The sequence below is a fragment of the Paenibacillus solani genome, from assembly GCF_050475945.1.
Taxonomy (GTDB): domain Bacteria; phylum Bacillota; class Bacilli; order Paenibacillales; family Paenibacillaceae; genus Paenibacillus_AQ; species Paenibacillus_AQ solani_A.
The window spans coordinates 124965-145716 of record NZ_JBCMXJ010000006.1; the positions used below are offsets into that span (position 1 = coordinate 124965).

General features: G+C 44.9%; 18 protein-coding genes and 1 pseudogene. 16 read left to right on the forward strand and 3 right to left on the reverse strand.

Annotated features, from left to right (window positions below; translation table 11 throughout):
* Positions 1–25 precede the first annotated feature (25 nt).
* The 12 genes and pseudogenes from ABEQ74_RS07760 to ABEQ74_RS07815 form a co-directional block, all read left to right on the forward strand.
* Entirely contained in the window at positions 26–889 is an 864-nt protein-coding gene (locus ABEQ74_RS07760) for an ATP-binding cassette domain-containing protein (protein ID WP_430121158.1), read from the forward strand.
* A gap of 22 nt (positions 890–911) precedes the next feature.
* Positions 912–1595 (forward strand): class I SAM-dependent methyltransferase, encoded by a 684-nt coding sequence (locus ABEQ74_RS07765; protein ID WP_430121160.1) that lies wholly within the window; start codon positions 912–914, stop codon positions 1593–1595.
* A 75-nt stretch (positions 1596–1670) separates the two neighbouring features.
* Positions 1671–2090 carry a nickel-responsive transcriptional regulator NikR gene (gene nikR, locus ABEQ74_RS07770; RefSeq protein ID WP_430121162.1) on the forward strand — a complete coding sequence of 140 codons (420 nt, stop codon included), beginning with the start codon at positions 1671–1673 and terminating at the stop codon, positions 2088–2090.
* A 398-nt stretch (positions 2091–2488) separates the two neighbouring features.
* The gene (ureA, locus tag ABEQ74_RS07775) at positions 2489–2791 is read left to right on the forward strand and encodes an urease subunit gamma (RefSeq protein ID WP_053490408.1); all 303 of its coding nucleotides are present in this window, start codon (positions 2489–2491) and stop codon (positions 2789–2791) included.
* Positions 2792–2869: 78 nt separating this feature from the next.
* On the forward strand, positions 2870–3229 hold the full coding sequence (locus ABEQ74_RS07780) for an urease subunit beta (protein WP_430121316.1): 360 nt from the start codon (positions 2870–2872) through the stop codon (positions 3227–3229).
* 6 nt (positions 3230–3235) lie between these two features.
* Positions 3236–4948: an urease subunit alpha gene (ureC, locus tag ABEQ74_RS07785; protein ID WP_430121165.1), complete on the forward strand. Its 1713-nt coding sequence runs from the start codon at positions 3236–3238 to the stop codon at positions 4946–4948.
* Between the two features lie 78 nt (positions 4949–5026).
* Positions 5027–5470, forward strand: coding sequence for an urease accessory protein UreE (locus tag ABEQ74_RS07790; RefSeq protein ID WP_053490406.1), 444 nt, complete (start codon positions 5027–5029; stop codon positions 5468–5470).
* A complete protein-coding gene (locus ABEQ74_RS07795) occupies positions 5412–6152 on the forward strand; it encodes an urease accessory protein UreF (protein WP_430121168.1) in 741 nt (246 codons plus the stop codon). Before ABEQ74_RS07790 ends, ABEQ74_RS07795 begins: the two co-directional genes overlap by 59 nt.
* Before the next feature lie 555 nt (positions 6153–6707).
* Complete coding sequence (gene ureG / locus ABEQ74_RS07800) at positions 6708–7343, forward strand: urease accessory protein UreG (RefSeq protein ID WP_430121170.1); 636 nt, start codon at positions 6708–6710, stop codon at positions 7341–7343.
* Positions 7318–8145: an urease accessory protein UreD gene (locus ABEQ74_RS07805; protein WP_430121172.1), complete on the forward strand. Its 828-nt coding sequence runs from the start codon at positions 7318–7320 to the stop codon at positions 8143–8145. The genes ureG and ABEQ74_RS07805 overlap by 26 nt, the downstream gene beginning before the upstream one ends.
* 52 nt (positions 8146–8197) lie before the next feature.
* Complete coding sequence (locus tag ABEQ74_RS07810) at positions 8198–9241, forward strand: DMT family transporter (protein ID WP_430121174.1); 1044 nt, start codon at positions 8198–8200, stop codon at positions 9239–9241.
* Between the two features lie 262 nt (positions 9242–9503).
* Positions 9504–10175: pseudogene (locus tag ABEQ74_RS07815) on the forward strand (DUF438 domain-containing protein); the annotation flags it as partial.
* A gap of 173 nt (positions 10176–10348) precedes the next feature.
* Here the strand turns inward: ABEQ74_RS07815 and ABEQ74_RS07820 are convergent.
* On the reverse strand, positions 10349–11122 hold the full coding sequence (locus tag ABEQ74_RS07820) for a LytR/AlgR family response regulator transcription factor (RefSeq protein ID WP_430121176.1): 774 nt from the start codon (positions 11120–11122) through the stop codon (positions 10349–10351).
* Positions 11100–14057, reverse strand: a complete 2958-nt coding sequence (locus tag ABEQ74_RS07825; RefSeq protein ID WP_430121178.1) for a histidine kinase — start codon at positions 14055–14057, stop codon at positions 11100–11102. The genes ABEQ74_RS07820 and ABEQ74_RS07825 overlap by 23 nt, the downstream gene beginning before the upstream one ends.
* A gap of 231 nt (positions 14058–14288) precedes the next feature.
* On the opposite strand from ABEQ74_RS07825, the gene ABEQ74_RS07830 reads away from it, so the two are divergent.
* Entirely contained in the window at positions 14289–17663 is a 3375-nt protein-coding gene (locus tag ABEQ74_RS07830; protein ID WP_430121180.1) for an S-layer homology domain-containing protein, read from the forward strand.
* A gap of 140 nt (positions 17664–17803) precedes the next feature.
* On the opposite strand, the gene ABEQ74_RS07835 is transcribed toward ABEQ74_RS07830, so the two are convergent.
* Positions 17804–17980 carry a hypothetical protein gene (locus ABEQ74_RS07835; protein WP_165593455.1) on the reverse strand — a complete coding sequence of 59 codons (177 nt, stop codon included), beginning with the start codon at positions 17978–17980 and terminating at the stop codon, positions 17804–17806.
* Positions 17981–18242: 262 nt separating this feature from the next.
* On the opposite strand from ABEQ74_RS07835, the gene ahpC reads away from it, so the two are divergent.
* The 3 genes from ahpC to ABEQ74_RS07850 all read left to right on the forward strand — a co-directional run bounded on the left by ahpC (position 18243) and on the right by ABEQ74_RS07850 (position 20743).
* Positions 18243–18806: an alkyl hydroperoxide reductase subunit C gene (gene ahpC, locus ABEQ74_RS07840; RefSeq protein ID WP_053490398.1), complete on the forward strand. Its 564-nt coding sequence runs from the start codon at positions 18243–18245 to the stop codon at positions 18804–18806.
* A 12-nt stretch (positions 18807–18818) separates the two neighbouring features.
* Positions 18819–20345, forward strand: a complete 1527-nt coding sequence (gene ahpF, locus ABEQ74_RS07845) for an alkyl hydroperoxide reductase subunit F (protein WP_430121183.1) — start codon at positions 18819–18821, stop codon at positions 20343–20345.
* A 176-nt stretch (positions 20346–20521) separates the two neighbouring features.
* Positions 20522–20743, forward strand: a complete 222-nt coding sequence (locus tag ABEQ74_RS07850; RefSeq protein WP_430121185.1) for a hypothetical protein — start codon at positions 20522–20524, stop codon at positions 20741–20743.
* Positions 20744–20752: the final 9 nt, after the last annotated feature.

Below are 20752 nucleotides of genomic sequence, written 5' to 3' on the forward strand. Positions count from 1 at the left end.
CAGTATGTTTTCTAGGGGTGGAAGTATGCTTGAATTAAGGAATGTAAATAAAAGCTTCACTGTTGGAGCGCGAACCTTGCTGAGCAGCAACAATTTGAAGGTCGCAGATAACATTTGTTTGACCTTGGATCAAGGCATGTGTCTAGGACTGGTCGGCGAGAGCGGCTCCGGCAAGAGTACGCTGGGAAAGATGGTCTTGGGTCTGGAGAAGCCAGATGAAGGCGAGATTTGGTTTGAAGGAAAAAACCTGGCATCCATGAGTAGAAAAGAACGTTTAGCCGTTCGCAGAAAAATTCAAACCGTATTCCAGGATTGCTATAGTTCGCTAAATCCTAGATGGCCTATCTACGAATCGATCAGAGAACCTCTCAAAAATTTCGAGAAGCTGAGCGCACGCGAAGAGAAGAGAACTATTCAAGAACTACTGGTATCGGTAGGATTAAGCCCGGACGATATGTCCAAATACCCTCATCAATTCAGCGGCGGTCAGCTACAGCGAATAAGTATTGCACGAGCCATAGCACTTAAACCGAAACTGATAGTACTGGATGAAGCCGTCAGTAGTCTTGATGTGTTAATTCAGCATCAAATTTTGAAGCTCCTGGAGGAGCTGAAAGAGCAGTATCTATTGTCATACCTGTTTATTTCTCATGATCTTATGGCCGTTCGTTCCATTTCGGATCAATTGGCGGTCATGTACAAAGGGCAAATTGTCGAAACCATAAGCTGTAAAGAACCACTATCTTCGGTGCAGCATCCTGTTTCTAAGCAGCTTGTGGCTTCGATTCTCCCTAGTCACCCGAGGGATCGTGGTAAGGCTAAGGCGGCTGGGGATACTCCATCTTCCGATGGAACGCAAGAACGATTATTGGCAGCAAAAGCAATTTAATGACAGTAAGGAGTGGACAAACATGACAGTCAATGAACAAAGTTATGAGGTATGGTGGAACAATGACGAAGGCGAATCTTTGATGGAAGAAGGGCATCTGAAGGGCTGGATGCAGCTGATTTCAACGATAAAGGAAGATGATCTATCGAATGATTCCGTTCTGGACTTCGGTTGTAATAGAGGCGGATTTCTAAGGCTTCTTCATCAATTTAAGCCGTATAAGGAAGCGATCGGCATCGATTTAGGACGTAATTCCATTGAAATCGCCAATGAAAGAAAGGGCAATTTACCGATCGACTATATGGTATCAGGGTCTCCGGAAGAGTTCGAAGGAAAGTTCGATCTTGCTTTTTGTCTATCCGTCATTTATTTGATTGACGATTTAAAGACACATGCGTGGAAGTTGAGCAAGGCGTTAAAGCCGGGCGGTGTCTATTATGTAACCTACACCGATTTAACGACGAACCCGAGCCGAGACTTTTTTAAAGAAGAGATCGAAAAGTACAGTCATTTGCAAGCGAATATGCATACCCTCGACGATATTGCCTCTGCCTTTAGCAATGAGGGATTTCGAGTGGAAATCAAGCGAAAAGTGCCGACTGATTTTGTTGAAGTGTCCAGTGAGGAGAAGTATTTCAGCAGCTTGAGCGATGAATTAATGTCCATCTATGAGAATAGTTATATATTCAGATTTACGCGCTTGTAAAAGAGACGGATTAACAACCTGTAAATGCTAAATTGTGGGTAAGATTTGAGTGCGTACATAAGGAGAGAGGATACAATGGAAGATTCCTCATTAAAGAGATTTGGCGTTTCTATGGAGGGCCATTTACTACGAAAATTTGACCATTTAGTCACACAGAAGGGATATGCGAATCGATCCGAAGCCGTTCGGGACCTTGTACGGGATGCTCTAGTTCAGCAATCATGGGAACTGGAAGAGCAAATCGTAGCAGGCAGCATTCTGTTATTTTACAATCATCATCAGCGAAATCTGCTTGAAGAGCTAACAACCATTCAACATGATATGCATGATAATATTCTGGCTACTACCCATTTTCATCTGGACAAGGCCAGCTGTCTTGAGCTCATCATTGTAAAGGGAAAAGCAAAAGATATCAAGCTTCTAAGTAATAAAATGACGAGTTTAAAAGGTGTTGAGTATGGAAAATTTATAGTGGCACCTGTAGAACACATGTAATTTTTTGGAATAATACTTTAATTATTAGGAGGGCTTTTTTGTTATGAAACAAGAGAGCTCTCTTTTTTTATGTAAAAAATAAAATAAATTTTTTGATTACATTTTTTTAGCTAGTCACTAAAAAGATACTCCTTTATTTTTGGAAGAAAAATGAAGTAAACATCAGAAATGGTCAAATTAAACGCGTTATTACGTTATTATAAGAAGTATTAATTTCTCTATGGCTTGCGAATCACTCTGTTTCTTTCATGGTTTGATCAAGCAGCTTCCGATTGGGGAATGAGAGTTTTGTCACAGCATGCCTAAAATTAACGATGTAGAATCGGTAACTAGAATGGTGAGGTTAACCATTCATTTTTTTTAAAATCTGCGAATGAAGCGTAAAAGAGGTGAAGACATTGCATTTGAACCCAGTAGAGAAGGAAAAGCTGCAAATCTTTTTGGCCGGTGAATTGGCTCTGAAGCGTAAGGCGAGAGGCCTCAAGCTGAATTACCCGGAGGCTGTTGCGATCATTACCAGTTTTATTCTGGAAGGAGCGCGAGACGGAAAGAGCGTGGCTAAGCTGATGGAAGAAGGAAAGCACGTGTTGACAAGAGACGATGTTATGGATGGGGTTCCGGAAATGATCGCGGACATTCAGGCGGAAGCGACCTTCCCAGACGGAACCAAGCTTGTAACCGTTCACAATCCGATTTCCTAAGAAATGACAGCAATATGTAGGAGAGCAATGAAAAGGGGGATAGAACAAATGAGTATTGAAAACGCAACCAAAGAATATATCGTACCTGGTGAATACCGATTGGCGGAAGAGCCTATAGAGATTAACGCTGGTCGCAAGAAAACAAAGATTCGTGTATCTAATACCGGAGATCGTCCGATCCAGGTAGGATCGCACATTCACTTTGTTGAAGTGAACCGGGAGCTATCATTTGACCGCGGGGAAACAATTGGCATGAGGCTGAATATTCCTGCAGGTACGGCGGTTCGATTCGAACCAGGCGAAGAGAAGGAAATTGAACTAACGGAAATCGGCGGCAATCGTCGTGTGTTCGGTGTCGCAGATTTGACCAACGGTTCCATTGACAATAAAGACGAGATTCTCAAGAGAGCACAGGCATTAGGCTATAAGGGAGTGTGATGATAGGTGAAGTACAATAGACAGCAGTATGCGGGCAACTACGGTCCAACTGTTGGGGATAAGGTCCGTCTCGCTGATTCCGATCTATGGGTGGAGGTCGAGAAGGACTACACAGTATATGGAGAAGAATCCATGTTTGGTGGCGGGAAAGTGATTCGGGAAGGTATGGGGCAAAACGGTACGAACACTCGGACTGAGAATGTCCTCGACCTTCTGATCACTAATGCGCTTATTCTTGATTACACAGGAATTTACAAAGCGGATATCGGTGTGAAAGACGGTTATATCGTCGGCATCGGTAAAGGCGGTAACCCGGACATTATGGACGGAGTTACTCCGAATATGATCGTTGGGGCGGCTACGGAAGTTATTGCTGCCGAGGGTAAAATTGTAACAGCAGGCGGAATTGATACACACGTGCACTTTATCAATCCGGATCAGATCGACGTCGCTCTTGCTAACGGGGTAACGACTCTGTTCGGCGGCGGAACTGGACCAGCGGAAGGTTCTAAAGCAACAACCGTTACTCCGGGTGCATGGAACATTGAAATGATGCTGAAAGCAGCGGAAGACTTTCCGATTAACGTTGGATTTTTAGGAAAAGGCCATGCTTCGTCTCTTGCTCCTCTTATGGAACAAATTGATGCGGGTGCAGTTGGACTGAAAATTCACGAGGACTGGGGAGCGACACCAACGTCGATCGACCGCAGCCTGACAGCAGCTGATGAAGCTGACGTGCAAGTGGCTATCCACTCTGACACATTGAATGAAGCAGGATTTCTAGAAGATACGCTCCGTGCCATTAATGGCCGCGTCATTCACTCATTCCACGTTGAAGGTGCGGGAGGCGGACACGCCCCGGATATTATGAAGATGGCTGGTCAACCGAACGTATTGCCTTCTTCCACGAATCCGACAAGACCTTTTACCGTGAATACGATTGACGAGCATCTGGATATGCTGATGGTTTGTCACCATCTGAAGCACAACATTCCAGAAGATGTAGCGTTCGCTGATTCCAGAATTCGTCCAGAAACGATTGCAGCTGAAGATATTTTACACGATCTAGGTGTAATCAGCATCATGTCCACAGACGCTCTTGCAATGGGGCGAGCTGGTGAGATGGTTCTCCGCACCTGGCAGACCGCTGACAAGATGAAAAAGCAGCGTGGTGCATTGCCTGAGGAGAAGAACGGTTCAGATAATATGCGTGCTAAACGTTACGTGGCGAAATATACGATTAACCCAGCGATTGCGCAAGGCATCTCTCATGAGATCGGTTCGATTGAAGAAGGTAAGTTTGCTGACCTGGTTCTATGGGATCCGAAGTTCTTTGCAGTAAAAGCAGACCGGGTAATCAAAGGCGGCTTCATTGTTGCTGCACAAATTGGTGATCCTGGCGCGTCGATTCCGACACCACAGCCGGTGATGTTCCGTCGTATGTTTGCTGCTCATGGAAGTGCATCTCACAGCGCTAACATTACCTTTATGTCGAAGAGATCGATTCAGCAAGGCGTACCTGAGAAGCTTGGTCTGAAACGCCGCATTGGAACGGTGAAAAATTGCCGCAACATTGGCAAGAAGGATATGAAGTGGAATGATGCAACGCCAAATATCGACATCAATCCGGAAACATACGAAGTTAAAGTAGATGGAGAACTGATTACGTGTGAACCGTTTGAAAAACTCTCCATGGCTCAAAGATATTTCTTGTTCTAATAAAACAATGGGTTCATGTGCATAGTGTTGAACAATCTTTAATAGCCGACATTGTACCCATATGAGGAGGATATTAGCTTGATTATTACGAAGATAGCGGGACACCTCGACAACTTTAGTTCATCCGATAAAGCAATCGACTGGCTTGAGCTCGAATGGGAAGAACTGAACAAGAGAATATTGCGTAAACAGACAGAGAACGGTAGGGATGTTTCCATATCGCTCGAAAATGGCAGCCATCTTCATTATGGGGACGTGTTGTATGAAGATGAGGATACACTGATTGCTATTAGAACAAAGCTTGAAAAGGTATATGTCATCAAACCAAAGACGATGCGTGAAATGGGGAAAGCAGCTTTTGAAATAGGCAACCGTCACACCCCATGCATCATTGAAGATGATGAGATTCTTGTCCGTTACGATCATACGCTTGAGAAATTGATGGATGAAGTGGGGGTTACCTATGAACAATCAGAGAGAAGGTTCAAAGAGCCCTTCAAATACAAGGGACATCAGCACTGATCCGTGGTTCCTGCATCTGATTCAAATCAATGATTCGGCGTTTCCAACCGGCAGCTTTGCACATTCCTTTGGAATGGAGACATATATCCAGGAGAATGTCCTCCGTAATGAAGATGATTTATGGGAATTCTGCAGCATGTATATCCGTCATAATCTTGCTTCAGCGGATGCCATCATTGTTAAGGAAGCATATCATCTAGCAAAAAAACACGACACCCAAGGGCTGATCCACCTTGAAAACATATCTCACGGTATTAAGCTATCTCCCGAGACGCGAAAAGGTAGCGCGATGATGGGGCGTCAATTTTTACATATGGTATATCCGTTAAATGATGATGAGCTGCTTAAATTTTGGTATGAAAAATTAAAAAACAAGGAAATCAAGGGTCATTATCCCGTCATATACGGTATATATACGGCCATGATGGATGTGGATGTGAAGATGTCGATTGATACATTTATCTATTCATCCATAACAGCACTCGTACAAAATGCTGTCCGTGCTGTTCCACTTGGTCAGCGAAGCGGGGTAAAAACGATGTTTTCCTTGTTGCCTGTCATCCAAGAAACGGCAAGTCGCGTTATGGACTTGAGTATGGATGATCTTGATAACAATTCAATCGCCCTGGAGATTGCTTCGATGCAGCACGAATTTCTTCATTCACGATTGTTTATTTCCTAGAACCTGCAGTGACATGTTAAGAAGAGAATCAATAGCTAATTCTTCTTTAAAGTACGTGATGCTTTGGCAGGTCATTGGCTGTGGTGAAGGGATTTTTCGTTAACCCCTTCACCTCTCAACAGCACACCAGATATCGAAATGGACTCCATTCTATCCAAGCTTAAGCAAATTCGAGGGATACTACCAATATCCTTATAGAATTCCTTGGAACCTAGTGATGGGCTACTCTATAATACCTGGGTGTGAACGCCAATCAGCACAACGTTTAAGAGTACAATCCCTGATTCGAAAGCCGCCCCGGGACTGCACTTCCGGGTTCGAACAACAGGGTGGACAACCTGCGTGCAGGAAGGTCCACGCACATGCATGGATGTTGTCGCTAGCATGTGTTGTACCCATGAAAACAAGGGGATTTTCCCAGAAATGTTCCTAAATATATTATACAGAAATATCTCAGAGCGTTCAAATGATTGACATCTAATTCACGTGATTTTTAGGTATAAAAAGCCAAATTTAAGAGCCTAAATCTAATTAACATACGAGGAGATTGTGAAAATGAGAACAATACACCTTGGCATTGGCGGACCCGTCGGTTCCGGTAAAACAACGCTTGTCAAAATCCTTTCCGAGACATTGAAAGATCATTACAACATCGCTGTCATTACCAATGATATCTACACCAGAGAGGACGCCGATTTCTTGATCAATGAGAAGGTGCTGGAACCAGAGCGTATCATCGGTGTTGAAACAGGAGGTTGTCCTCATACAGCGATTCGCGAGGATGCATCAATGAATTTCGAAGCTATCGATGAATTGAAACAGCGTTTTGAGAATCTTGATATCATCCTGCTAGAAAGCGGTGGCGACAATCTGTCAGCAACATTCAGCCCCGAGTTAGTCGATGCGTTTATCTACGTTATCGATGTTGCCGAAGGCGGCGATATTCCGAGAAAAGGTGGCCCGGGCGTTACACGTTCTGATTTTCTTATCGTAAATAAAACGGATCTTGCTCCATACGTTGGCGTAGACCTTGAAAGAATGGAAAGTGACACCAAAAAATCAAGAGGCGACAAGCCATTTGTATTAGCAGACATTAAGACCAAAAAAGGTCTCGATAAGGTAGTGAACTGGATCAAATCTGATTTATTGCTGGAAGTGATACCAGATGAGCCTGCAACAACTTCCAACTAAGCGACTGTATCATAATGGCTGCCTGTCCTTGAAGTTTGCGAATCGCGGGAATAAGACAATCATGACGGATTGCTATCAGCTTCCTCCGCTTAGGGCGAGTCGGACATTGTATTTGAATCCGGCTAACCCGTCTGAGGCAACGGTATATATGGTGGAAACATCGGGCGGTCTTGTGGCAGGGGACGAAAATAAATTTCAAATCGATGTTCAAGATGGAGCGGACGTCTGTCTCATTCCACAATCGGCAACCAAAATCTATCCTTCATATAACGGCATGTTGAGTTCACAAAACATTGACGTATCCATTGGTTCCAAAGCCAGTCTTGCGTGGAAACCGGAAGCGGTCATTCCTTTTGAAAGTGCGAAATTTCGCGGGAAAACGATCGTCCGCATGGCGCAGGACTCCACACTTCTGTGGGGTGAGATCCTATCCCCAGGCCGTGATAAGCGTGGGGAGAAGTTCCAATATAGTGATGTGAGAACGAACTTTCAAGTCTGGATGGAAGAGGAATGTTTGATTTATGACTCCCTCTTGTTTTCTCCGGGCCACATGAATCTTGGGCAATTGGGATTGCTCGAAGATCACTTATATGTAGGATCATTGTGGTTTGTGGCCCCTACGCTGCAGCAATTGGACATTCGGGAATTAAATGAGAGACTTCAGCGCTTCTCAGATATCAAAGCGAGTGCCGCGCTGCTTGAGGGGAAAGCAGTGAATGTCAGATGGCTTGCCTCAGACATGGTGTTGTTAAAGCAAGAGATGAGCAGCACATGGGATGAGTTTGCTCGCTGTATGGCATAAATCCGAATGATATTCGGATCACATATTCTATTTAATTGTGGGAGTGAAAGATTTGGGAAGTAATAGTATTCAGAAAAGTGGAGGGTCAAATGCCCGGGCATATGTAATCCTTATGATCGGTATCCTGGCCCTCGCATTTACTGCTCCTTGGGTAAAACAATCAAATTTTGAACCAGCAACGTCTGTTATCCTACGCTGTGGAATTGGGCTCTTGGCCCTGCTCCCGTTTGCCATTCGGGAAGTAAAAAAAATCGGCGCGCTCAACAAACAAGGCGTTATTCTCTCCGTTCTCGCGGGTCTGTTCCTCGGAATTGACTTTACGGCTTGGAACTATTCCATCTACTACGTAGGTTCTGGTATTGCTTCGATCTTGCTGAACCTTCAGATCATTATTTTGCCTGCACTTGCATTCCTCTTCGATAGGGAGAGAGTTCCAAAAACGTACTTCATTGTTGCTCCAATCATGATCCTTGGTGTTATTATGTCTGGCGGTGTCTTTGAGGGCAATGCTGCGGCGACAGACGGACCGGCTACGGTATATGGAGTTAATATCGCTATTCTCGGAACCATTTGCGGTATGATCTCGGGTGTCTGCTATGGTATTTACCTCTATACCAGCCGTAAGGCGACCAAGGTCAACGTGGGACAGATCGTCCAGCCTATGGCATGGGCTACTGCTGCCCAGCTCGTGGCTCCAGCGATTTTCATGTTGTTCTTCTCTGATCGTGGGTTCGATCTGACTCACGGAGTTATGGTCAATGGTGCGCTTCCAATGAATCCGGAAACCACCCTCGGTGATCCGATCACCGGCATGAACTGGTTCTGGATGCTTGTGTTGGGTATCCTGGGACAAGCAGTAGCATGGACGTTCGTGCAGTACGGTTCCGTTCGGTTGAATTCTACAATCGTTGCAGGACTCTTGCTGCTCAGCCCTATTTCTACCGTTGCTATTATCGCCATCGTTCTTTTCGGTGAGATTCCTTCAGTTCTTCAGATCCTTGGTGTTGTTATTGTTCTAGGGGCGGTTGCCTACCAGAATAATTTGTTCGCGGCTCTAACGAAGAAAACGAAGAGCGATAAATCGCTGCCTGGATGACCTTGATTCGCTCCAGTTACTTTTCAATAATGGGTTCTTAGTTTTACATTTTTGAATACATGTCTTATATATCGCCTCCATTTGGAATGACCCAGCGAAAGCTGGGTCATTCTTTGTTTTCACCTTGGAGATTGTTCAATCAATTTCCATTTTATTTGTGCTTTAAATTACAAGTCGTGTTTCATGGGAATGTTACTTTAAAGATGTAAACAAGAAAGAATTTAATCTTTTTGATATAGAAACAAATACCGAGGTGAAGAACATGAGTGAATTAATTAATAACCGTGAGAATGGAGTTTCCGCTCATCGAACCGTCCGTATCAATATGCTCAAGGACATCATTAAAGAGCTGCATCATGGGAAAAGCGTAGAGGAGGTAAAGGCGATATTTAACCAAGCCGTAGGGGAAATTTCCGTTGATGAGATTTCGGAGCTGGGGCAGGTGCTGATGCAGGAGGAAGGAATACCGATAACCGAAGTCCAGCGACTGTGCAGTGTGCATGCTGTCGTGTTCAAAGGTTCCATCCAAGACATTCACAGAGCTCATCAACCGGAAGAGCAGCCTGTACATCCTGTACACACCTTTAAGATGGAGAACCGAGAAATTGATCAACTGGTCAACTTCAAAATTGTACTCCATCTGGACAAATTTCTGAAGGACCAAGGAGAAGCCAATCGCCTCAAATTGCTGGAGGATTTCAGTCTGCTCTATGATGTAGACAAACACTACAGCCGCAAAGAGAATTTGCTGTTTCCATTCCTCGAGAAATACGGAATCTATGGACCGACCAAGGTGATGTGGGCCGTAGATGACGGCATCCGAATTGGAATCAAAGAAGTGAAACAGAAGCTCACTCACTTTGATGGCCATAGGAACCTTAAGGCGATATTAAATTCCTATAGAAATCTAATTGTCGTTATATTCGGACAGGAGCGTGACTCCCCTCGGATTCATACATAAAATCCACAACCGAAATAGGTTGTGGATTTTGCTTTTCATAATTATACTTCCTTGCCACATGAAATGGGAACTGCCTGACGATAAAAAAACGAACGCATGAGGTCGGTTTTTTTTAGTCTGATTAACGAGCACGCCGTATTGGCCGCTTAATCGACAACTGACTCCCAACGATAGGCCCACAGATAACCCTTGGACTCTAGCAGAAGGGCATCGGTTTTTTCCCTGGGTTCGACAACAAGGCTGCCATTGGTATTCATGATATAACCATCATGCCTTCGATCGATAACGATGGGAAGATCCAGCTCCATAAACAGCTGGCGCATCCGGTAAATCGTATTATACAGATTCGAGAGCGCTCGCTTCTCCTCTACATTCGTCCAGAGATCATCGATAATTCTCCACTTGTAGCACAGCTTATTTTCTTGAAGCAGAAAATAATAGAACAGCTCCTCGGTTATACGGGTAGGCCATTTGATGAGCTGATCTCCAACCTTAATGGATGCTTCGCCATATAGCTGCACAGAAAGTTCATTCTTAGGGGTCTGCTTCTGTTTCTGACCGTAGTACTTCTGAAGGCGTTCATCCAGCTGCTTGACCATATTTAGGTTCATCGGCTTCAGGAGATAATCCAGCGCTTGAACGCGAAAGGCTTGTACTGCATATTGCTGGTGGGCGGTTGTGAAAATGACAGGCACGTCAATGCCGTTCTCTACTAAGTTTTGGGCCAGCTGCAGCCCCGTCATCCTCGGCATCTCAATATCAAGCACGAGTGCATCCACATCCAGCTTCGGAATTTCCTCCAGCGCGTCGAACGGCGATTCGAAGCGGCCTACAATTTGAAAGGGGCCATAAGTTTCAAGCAATCTGGCATGAAGGTCCAGAATCGGTCTCTCATCCTCAACGACGATGACTTTCCACATGATCTTGTCCCTCCTTTAGGGGAATCGTTATTAGTATGGTGGTTCCTTGGTTCGGTATGGAATGAATCTCCAAGCTTCCCTGAGTAAGATCATGCACCCTTCGGCGCACATTCGTAAATCCGATACCGATACTGGAGGTGGATCCCCCCATTAATTGGGCGCACTGCTCAGCAGACATTCCTATGCCGTCATCGGAAACCTGGATGCTCAGCAATCGCCCCTGCAAGGAAATGGAGACCTGAACATGCCCTGGTCCGTCCTTGTTGAACAGGCCATGACGAATGGCATTCTCGACTAAAGGCTGTATGAGCAAGCTTGGAATCAGTACGTTCTTTACTGCAATGGATGGATCGATATCATAAGCAAACGTTAAACGCTCACCGAATCTAGCTTTTTCTACCTCTACATAAGCCTCGATAATCTCAAGTTCCTTCTGAAGAGAAGAGAACTGTCCATCTCGGTTTGTCTCAAATATATAACGGAGGAAGGAGCTGAGCATCGTCAGCAGATACGCAGCACGCTCGCCATCCGTATAACAAAAGGAAATGATGTTGCTAAGCGCATTATATAGAAAATGAGGCTTTATCTGAGTCTGCAAAAATGCCATTTCGTATTCAATCGCTTTCAGCATAAACTGCTTCGTCTGATCCGTCGCATTCAAGCGGGCCATCAAGGTCTCTTTTGAAAATGGCTTCATTATATAGTCGTTAGCACCGGCCGCAAAAACCATCTCAATATACCGAGGATATTCGGAGGATATCATCATTAAGACCGGCAGCTCCATGAGTGATGCCTGGGTGCGAATCTGCTCAAGTAAATCCAGGCTATTGATGTCACCTGGAATGATATCGTCAATGATCATCATCGCGATTTCCGGATGAGCACTGTAGTAATCAAGGGCTTCTTGCGCTGTATAAGCGATCCGCACCTGGTAGATGTCCCCCAGCATGCCTCTCATGATTTCCGCATGCATCACATCGTCATCGACGATTAAGAGTGTTCCCAGCTTTCGGTCCTCTCTGAATACCGCGGCCTGCAGATTGTATTCATGTTCTGTTGCTGTAAGCGGCTCTTTGAATTCGCTGAAGGCCAGTTTGACCGTAAATTGAATGCCGCTCTCCAAGCGTTCATAGGTCATGGTGCCGTTCATTTGTTGAATGAGCTCCTCCGTCATCATGAGTCCCGAAGAATATGGCCGATCCCCATTCGTGGTCGCTCCCTGGCGGGTCGTCGATACGCGAAGCAGGACTTCAGTTCCGGCCTGCATCGATTCAATGTTCAGGCTGTCATTCGCCGTATCATGTGAAATCTCGGTCATCAAACGCAGGAATACCTGTGTCAGACGCTGCTCGTCTGCCCATACGTATAGCTGCTTCGAAATCATCTCGTCGATATGAATATTCTTCTTCGTAAATGTAAGCTGCATCAATTGGATGACATGGAGCATAACCATCCGCAGATTGGTAGATTTAAGCGTGACCTTATAATCATCAAATCGAATGCGAGTAAAATCGTGCAGATCCCTTAGTAAATAGACCATGTTCCCCATGAGCTGTTCAGCCAAATATAATTGCTCGCCCTGCCTCTCGGGATCTTGTTCCCGGGTAATCGATTTCATTAAATGAACGGCATCATGAAGCGGTCTCTGTAAATCTTGGGTCGTGACTTTCAAGAAAGCATCCTTTGCGTCGTTTGCCTTCTGGAGCTTGGCTGTCAGCTGTTCGGATTCTTCAGTGCGATTCATCAGACGTATGCCAAGAAAAATATTCATGGCCATCATGAACCCTACCAATCCGACTCTATTCATATAGTTGCGGCCGGAGAAGTACAAGGTATCTGAGGAAGAACTGATCGCGAAGATAGCTAGGAACAGAAGCATCAACACAAGGACAACAGCTTCATTTTTGCGTATACTGATTCGATTTTTAACCGTTAAATAACATAGACGGAGAATCACGATCAGGAATAATGCGTCATTGTAGTAAAAGAACCCATACTGTACGGCCGAAATGGTTCTGGCCGGGAGGATTATATTTAAGATGACATAGGCCAAAATCGGAAGAAACAGCAGAAGCAGCGTCTTTGGTTTTATGATCGATGGAATCATTTTGACAATAAAGACAATGAGCAAGATGGAGGCCAGGAAAGTAAACGTGTCTTGCAGGCGAAAGTATAGCTCGAAGGGAAACGACGGAAATTCACGAATGAGCAGCCGTTCTCCACGTAGTGCAATAACAAGCGCCAATACCAGGAAGTGCAGTCCACTATATAAGAAGGCTTCATCCTTCCTGCGCAGTGAATAGATGGTTATATGGAATACACTGAACAGAAGCAAACATAGGGTTGCTGCCCATTCGAGGGAAAGATCCCGATGTACGTCTTTCCTCATTGGCTCCGCATCCCCGATATCGATCGGCAGCACGATGCCACCTCTTGTATTGTAGAAATTGGACGCATGTATAGTAATCAGCACCTGCCGGGTGTCCGGTGTAAAGTACGTTTCATAATAAGGATTAGCTGGACACGTCTCTTGCTTGGTGGCTGCCACCTTGCCTTTTTCTGAAAGAAGTACTCCATCGATGTAGATGACATGCGCAGACCAAATATTCCGAACACGCAGACCGATATCGGTCCAGTGGTCGGGCAGATATACGAGTAATTGATAGGAGCCCCATTGCACATTCGATGCCCAGGAACCGGGTACCAGCAGATTATCCGTATCTCTTATAAAATGATTGGGCGCGACAAAAGCGTCGGGTGTGAATTTCCAGTCGCCAGCTAAGGACACAAAAGGTGAATCGTTGAGCTCTCGCAGGTCTATCACGCCATCTACGGCTTTGATCTTGACAGAACCAGTGCCCTGGTCGCTAAAAATCATATACATAATGGCGATTAAGGCGCATGCCGCACCCAGATAACCAATCAGTTTCTTCATGTTATACTCACACCCCTATGAACACTATCATATGTTAAAAATATCTAAAAAATCTACCTGTCGACTGCAGTCGAATTTGAGAGATTTTTGAGAGATGTGTCTGCTATTTTAAAAATAACAATATTTACAATCTATTTTATTGGAGGGTTGTGTTCAGCATAGATTCTTAATATATGGGGTGTCGGACGGCTTGTTGTGATGTTGTGACTAAATAACAGGATGGGTGTTTAAATGAAAAAAAGAATAATTTCGATGGCCGTGGCATTCGTGCTCATGGTTACAAATGCCACCATGGCATTTGCGCTATCGCCGGTAGCAGAGGTTTACTATAACGTGGGAACAAGTTCTCATGGAGATAGTGATTTTGAAAGCAAATTGAATGAGGCTATTAAAGCCAAGCTGGAAGCAGCAGGGATTAATCCTAAATATATGTCCATCATGGATGCCAGCGCTAATCCAGCAACGGTAACGGACACGACCTATGTGCATAAAGGCCAGGAAAGCTGGTATATGATGGGGATCACTCCAGAGGTTGAGACTGCCGATTATAATCATGTTCAAATTTCCAATAACGGCAAAGCGCTAACCTTCTACGGATATACCATGCCGGGTTACAAGGATTTCATGCTGACAGGTGGAAGCCCTGCGGGTAAGAAAATCATCACCTTTGACATGGATGAATCCAAGGTCAATTATCACAGTATGGAAGGCGGAGGCTTTCTATTTAATTCGAAGATTGATAGCGACGGGAAATTGAGCGGTTACGCTATTCTATATGTATCAAATGCTATCGATGTTTATAAGCTTGATGGGGTAGACGCTACTGCGTTCCATAATGAAGCTGGGAGTGGACTAAGATTTATACAGGGTGTTTCCCCCGTCAGCAGTTATTCGAAAGGGGCATCTCCTCAACACAGCATTAAAATTGTAGCTACGGATACACAATTGAATATGTGGGATAACGGGGACCAAATCATTAAAAACTTGGCTCTTCCCCAAGTTTATGGTGACGAATTCGGACCGATTGTCAGTCATGTAGGGCATGGTTGCGAAATCATCTCGATTTTTGCCTTTGACAATATGAAACTGTTCTCCACTTCGCCTAAAGATGTAAATGTAGCGGTAAATGATATCGTCTGGGATCCTTACTCCCCTTATCGCTATGTCGTGAACTTAAACGACGACCCTCGTGTGAATTTGGATGGCGGAACGAATGAATCCGATCTGAAGGACAAACTTAATAACGGCGGTGCCCAATATATTGGAGTCACTGAATCGACTTATAAGGATATTGAAGATGACTTTATCAATGGCCTTCCGCACGGCGGACTGCATCTTGATTCCGAAAAGTCCACAGATGATATCATTGAGGAAATTGCTGAGCGCGTAGCAAATGCAGTCATTGCAAAGAAAGATGCTATTGAGGCTGTTGAACAAGCAGAGGAACTCACTACCATCAGCTACGAACCCGGCGACAACAAAAACTCGGTTAAAGGTAATCTTACGCTGCTGCCAAACGATGAAGACATCGTCTGGTCTGCTGATGACCCGTCAATCATCGCACCTGACGGAACTGTGACGAGACCGGCAATTGAACAAAAGGGAACTTATGTCAACTTGACGGCCAAGATTACAAAAGGCGGGCTTACAAGCGAAAAGACATTCACCGTTTATGTACTTGCGGCAGAACCGGAATCCCTAAAAACCTTGTCGGCTGTTCCAGGAAATGGACAAGTCACATTGAAATTCCCGGCTTTAAAAGGGGCGACGAAAATTGTTGTTGAGCAGTCCACAAACGGTACCGATTTTTCTCCGGTTAACCCGTCTGAGAAACTGGATGCTACTTCAACAAGTGCAACCGTAACCGGATTAACGAATGGGCAAACCTACTATTTCCGGTTAGTCGTTGAGTCTGGACTTTACGCAGGTGAGTCCGATCCAGTAGAGGTCACACCTTCTGAAACATTAACCACGTTGTCGGCTGTTGCAGACAATGGGCAAGTGACATTGAAATTCCCAGCTTTGACAGGGGCATCAAGCATCGTTGTTGAACAATCCACAGATGGCACCAATTTCTCCCCGATTAGTCCTAAGGAGACGCTTACTGCTACTTCAACAAGTGCAACTGTAACTGGTTTAAAGAATGGCACCACTTACTATTTCCGATTAAATATCGGATCGGGCCAATATGCAGGCTTGTCTAATATAGTTAATGTTACACCGCGCGCACCTTACGTGCCTGCACCGTCAGAGCCTGCGCCGGCACCTACACCTGCACCTGCACCATCTGTGCCAGCGGTAGAGCAACCTACAATGAAAGCAGAAGTCATCGTTTCCGATCAATCGAACGGCGGCAAAGTCGTTCAGGACAAAATCACGAAGTTAGTCGGAGACGATCTCAAGGTATCAGGAAAAATTAAATCGGCGGACGGCAAAGAACTTAATCTGCCGAATCTTGTAATGAACAAAGATGGAAGCTTTACGCTTCCGAAACTTGCAGCCGGCGAATATCAATTGTCGCTGAATGTGTTCGCTCCTAACGGAGAGAAGCTGGCTGGTCCAGCTGGCAAGGTCATTGTTGATAGCAAAGGAAATGCAAAGGTATCGGTTGATTTGGTTGATCCATATGGCACGATCCTTGACAAGGTTACTGGTGAGCCCGTTGAAGGCATGAACATGCAATTATTCTGGGCGGATACGGCGCTGAATCGTTCCAAAGGAAGAGTTCCTGGAACGCTTGTACAATTGCCTGAGCTTCCAGAGTTTTCGCCGAACCAAAACCACAACCCACAATTGAGCTCAGATAAGGGTCAATACGGCTGGATGGTATATGCCGATGGTGATTACTATTTCTTGGGCGAGAAGAATGGATACGTTCTTTTTGACAGTCGTACCGATAAGCGTGAAGAACGTTTTGGAAGTAATAGTTATATTAAGGACGGAGTTATCCACGTCGGTGACACGATCGTGAAATTTAACTTCTCCGCGCAGCCGAAAGTGAAAACGGCAGGCGATCATAAAGCTTACATGGTTGGATACCCTGACGGTACGTTCCGTACAGATCGTGGAATTATCCGAGCTGAAGTTGCTGCGATCTTGTCCCGTCTGTATACATCTGCAGGTGGAACCAGCAAAGTTTCATATTCGGATGTGAGTGCAAAACATTGGGCTGCGAATGCAATCCAGACTGCAACCCGTAATAACTGGATGGTCGGTTTCAACGACCATACATTCAAGCCTAAGAAACAGATTACTCGAGCAGAATTTATGCAGATTCTCATGAATATTTATAAGTGGGATGCTGCTGAGAACACAACCTATACCGATGTAGCGGGACACTGGGCTGAACAAGCCATTGCAGCTGCTCAGGAGCAAGGCCTGCTGTTCGATTTTACAGAGAAGAAGTTCAATCCGAATAAACCGATTACGAGAGTAGAAGTTGTACGTATCCTCAATCAGCTTCTGGATCGTAAACCGTGGGACATCAAGGTTGAACCGAAATGGACAGATATTCCGGACGACCACAAGAATTATGCTGACATTATGGAAGCTTCCATTCCGCATTCCTTCGAGCAGCTCGAAACTGGCGTTGAGAATTGGAAGTAATCGGGGTTCCTATAGAAGCAAAATTTTGATCCCAAATGATCAAGAACTTAATTGAAGCAAAAAATCCACAACCGACTCAGGCTGTGGATTTTTGCATTCTTGTAAACTTGTAGATAAACACTCATTATCATACAAAATGCTCAATGATAGTTGTCAGTTTCGCTTTCTTTATATTTACCATCACTGTCATGCAGTGCTTGTTTTCGGCGGTCATTACGAGCTTGTTGCTGTTGTTGGGCCTCATGGCTGTTAACGGGTGTTTCATTCAGCTGCTCGACCGTGTTGATTAAATTCTTGTCGGGTTGGTTTGGACTCAATGGAAGGATCCTCCTTAGTGACTGGAATAGGTTGTGATGTCTAGTATGTGCCCGGCGTTGTACGGATATACAAGAATATAGGGAATAATGTGAATGGCTTTCAAGGAATATGAAGACTTGATGAATAAGATTGACAATGAAAATCATTCCCATATAATAATAAGTATAAATAAGAGCCGGTAGTGTATTAAGTCATTGCGATTTACTGGTTCTAAAATCTATACTATAAAAGAAAACCAATATATCTAGGAGGTAACTAATCATGGCATTGATCGGAACAGAAGTACTACCATTCAGAGCTTCAGCATTTCATAACGGTGACTTTATTGAAGTAACCGAGGAGAACTTTAAAGGTAAATGGAGCGTAGTTTGCTTCTACCCAGCGGACTTTACCTTCGTATGCCCAACAGAGCTCGAAGATTTGCAAGATCAATATGCAACTTTGAAGGATCTTGGCGTTGAAGTGTATTCCGTATCCACAGATTCTCACTTCGTGCACAAAGCATGGCATGACAGCTCTGAAGCGATCGGTAAGGTAACTTACATTATGATTGGTGACCCATCCCATACGATTTCCCGTAACTTCGATGTATTGATTGAAGCAGACGGAATGGCAAACCGTGCTACTTTCATCATCGATCCGGACGGTATCATCCAAACCGTTGAAATTACAGCTGATGGTATCGGACGCGATGCAAGCACTCTGATCGACAAAATCAAAGCGGCTCAATACGTTCGCAATCATCCAGGTGAAGTTTGCCCGGCTAAATGGAAAGAAGGCGCTGAAACATTGAAGCCAAGTCTTGACCTCGTAGGCAAGATCTAAGGAGAGAAAAAAATGAAACTGGATGCAGACATAAAGAATCAACTAGCGCAGTATCTTGAGCTTTTGGAAGGCGATGTTCTGCTGAAAGTCAGTGCAGGTAACGACTCTGTATCCGATGACATGCTGGATTTAGTCAATGAACTATCCAGCATGTCAAGCTGGATTACAGTAGAACAAACGCAATTATCCAGAACTCCAAGCTTTAGCGTCAATCGCGTAGGCGAAGAGACTGGCGTAACCTTTGCTGGTGTTCCACTAGGACATGAATTTACTTCATTAGTACTGGCGCTGCTTCAAGTCAGCGGCAGACCTCCAAAGGTTGAGCAAAGCGTCATTGACCGCATCAAGAAAATTAAAGGTGAATACCACTTTGAAACATATGTTAGTCTGAGCTGCCATAACTGCCCTGATGTCGTGCAGGCACTGAACCTGATGAGTATCCTGAATCCGGGTATTACACATACCATGATTGATGGTGCGGCATTTAAGGAAGAAGTGGAAAGCAAAGAAATTATGGCCGTACCGACGGTTCACCTCAATGGTGAATTCTTCGAAAGCGGCCGGATGACAATCGACGATATTCTTGGCAAGCTGGGTACCACAGACGTATCCGAGTTCGAGAATAAAGAGCCTTACGATGTTCTTGTTGTCGGAGGCGGCCCTGCTGGTGCGAGTGCAGCGATTTATGCAGCGCGCAAAGGGATCCGTACAGGAGTTGTGGCCGAGCGTTTTGGCGGACAAGTCAATGATACCTTGGGTATTGAGAACTTTATCAGTGTAAATTACACGGAAGGTCCAAAACTCGCTGCAAGCCTAGAAGAACATGCCAAGCAGTACAATATTGACATCATGAAGGCACAGCGCGTGAAGTCTCTGGAGAAGAAAGACCTCATTGAGGTTGAATTGGAAAATGGCGCTACACTGAAAAGTAAAACCGTCATTGTTTCGACTGGTGCCCGTTGGCGTAATCTGGGTGTACCTGGAGAAGCGGAATTCAAGAACAAAGGGGTAGCTTACTGCCCGCACTGTGATGGTCCTTTGTTTGCCGGTAAACATGTTGCCGTCATCGGCGGAGGTAACTCCGGTGTTGAGGCTGCCATTGACCTGGCTGGTGTTGCAGCGCATGTAACGGTATTTGAGTTCATGCCTGAGCTGAAGGCCGACTCTGTTCTGCAGGATCGTCTGAACAGTCTGCCAAACACAACGGTACTTAAGAACGCTCAAGTAAAAGAAATCACCGGAACAAACAAAGTGAACGGTATTTCATACATCGAGCGCGAAACCGGTACTACTCAGCATGTGGAGCTGCAAGGGGTGTTCGTCCAAATCGGTCTTGTTCCTAACACAGAATGGCTTGGTGATTCCGTAGAACGTACGCGCATGGGTGAAATTGTCGTAGACAGCCATGGTGCAACAACCATTCCTGGCGTATTTGCTGCAGGAGACTGCACGAACAGCGCTTATAAACAAATTATCATATCGATGGGATCGGGTGCGACAGCAGCATTGGGCGCATTTGATTATCTTATTCGAAATTAATAAATATCTTTATACCGAAAGCCCGCTCATGCAGCGGGCTTTTTATTTTTCTCGACCAGGCGCACTCACTATTTAGATCAGGATGTGATAAATGTCATCGATGAAATAATCTAAAATTTGAACAATAAGGATAACGGCAATTGCGGCTGTATTTATGAACGGAGAGGGGGAGGGACGTGAGCGCAGCGATCCGGGAGTGCGTGGAGCAAGATTATGTGATTGAGCATGTGAAGAATCACTTCCCTTGCACGGTGCTTTGGTGTGAAGGGCGTGCATGCCTGGAGTATAACAGTGAGGAAGAATTGGCCCAAATATCCGAATATGTTAAAGCTAATTTTGATAAAGAGCTTCTTGACGTGTTTTTCACTGCTATTGAGAGCCTTCCGCTGGACGATTAAATCGTGGTT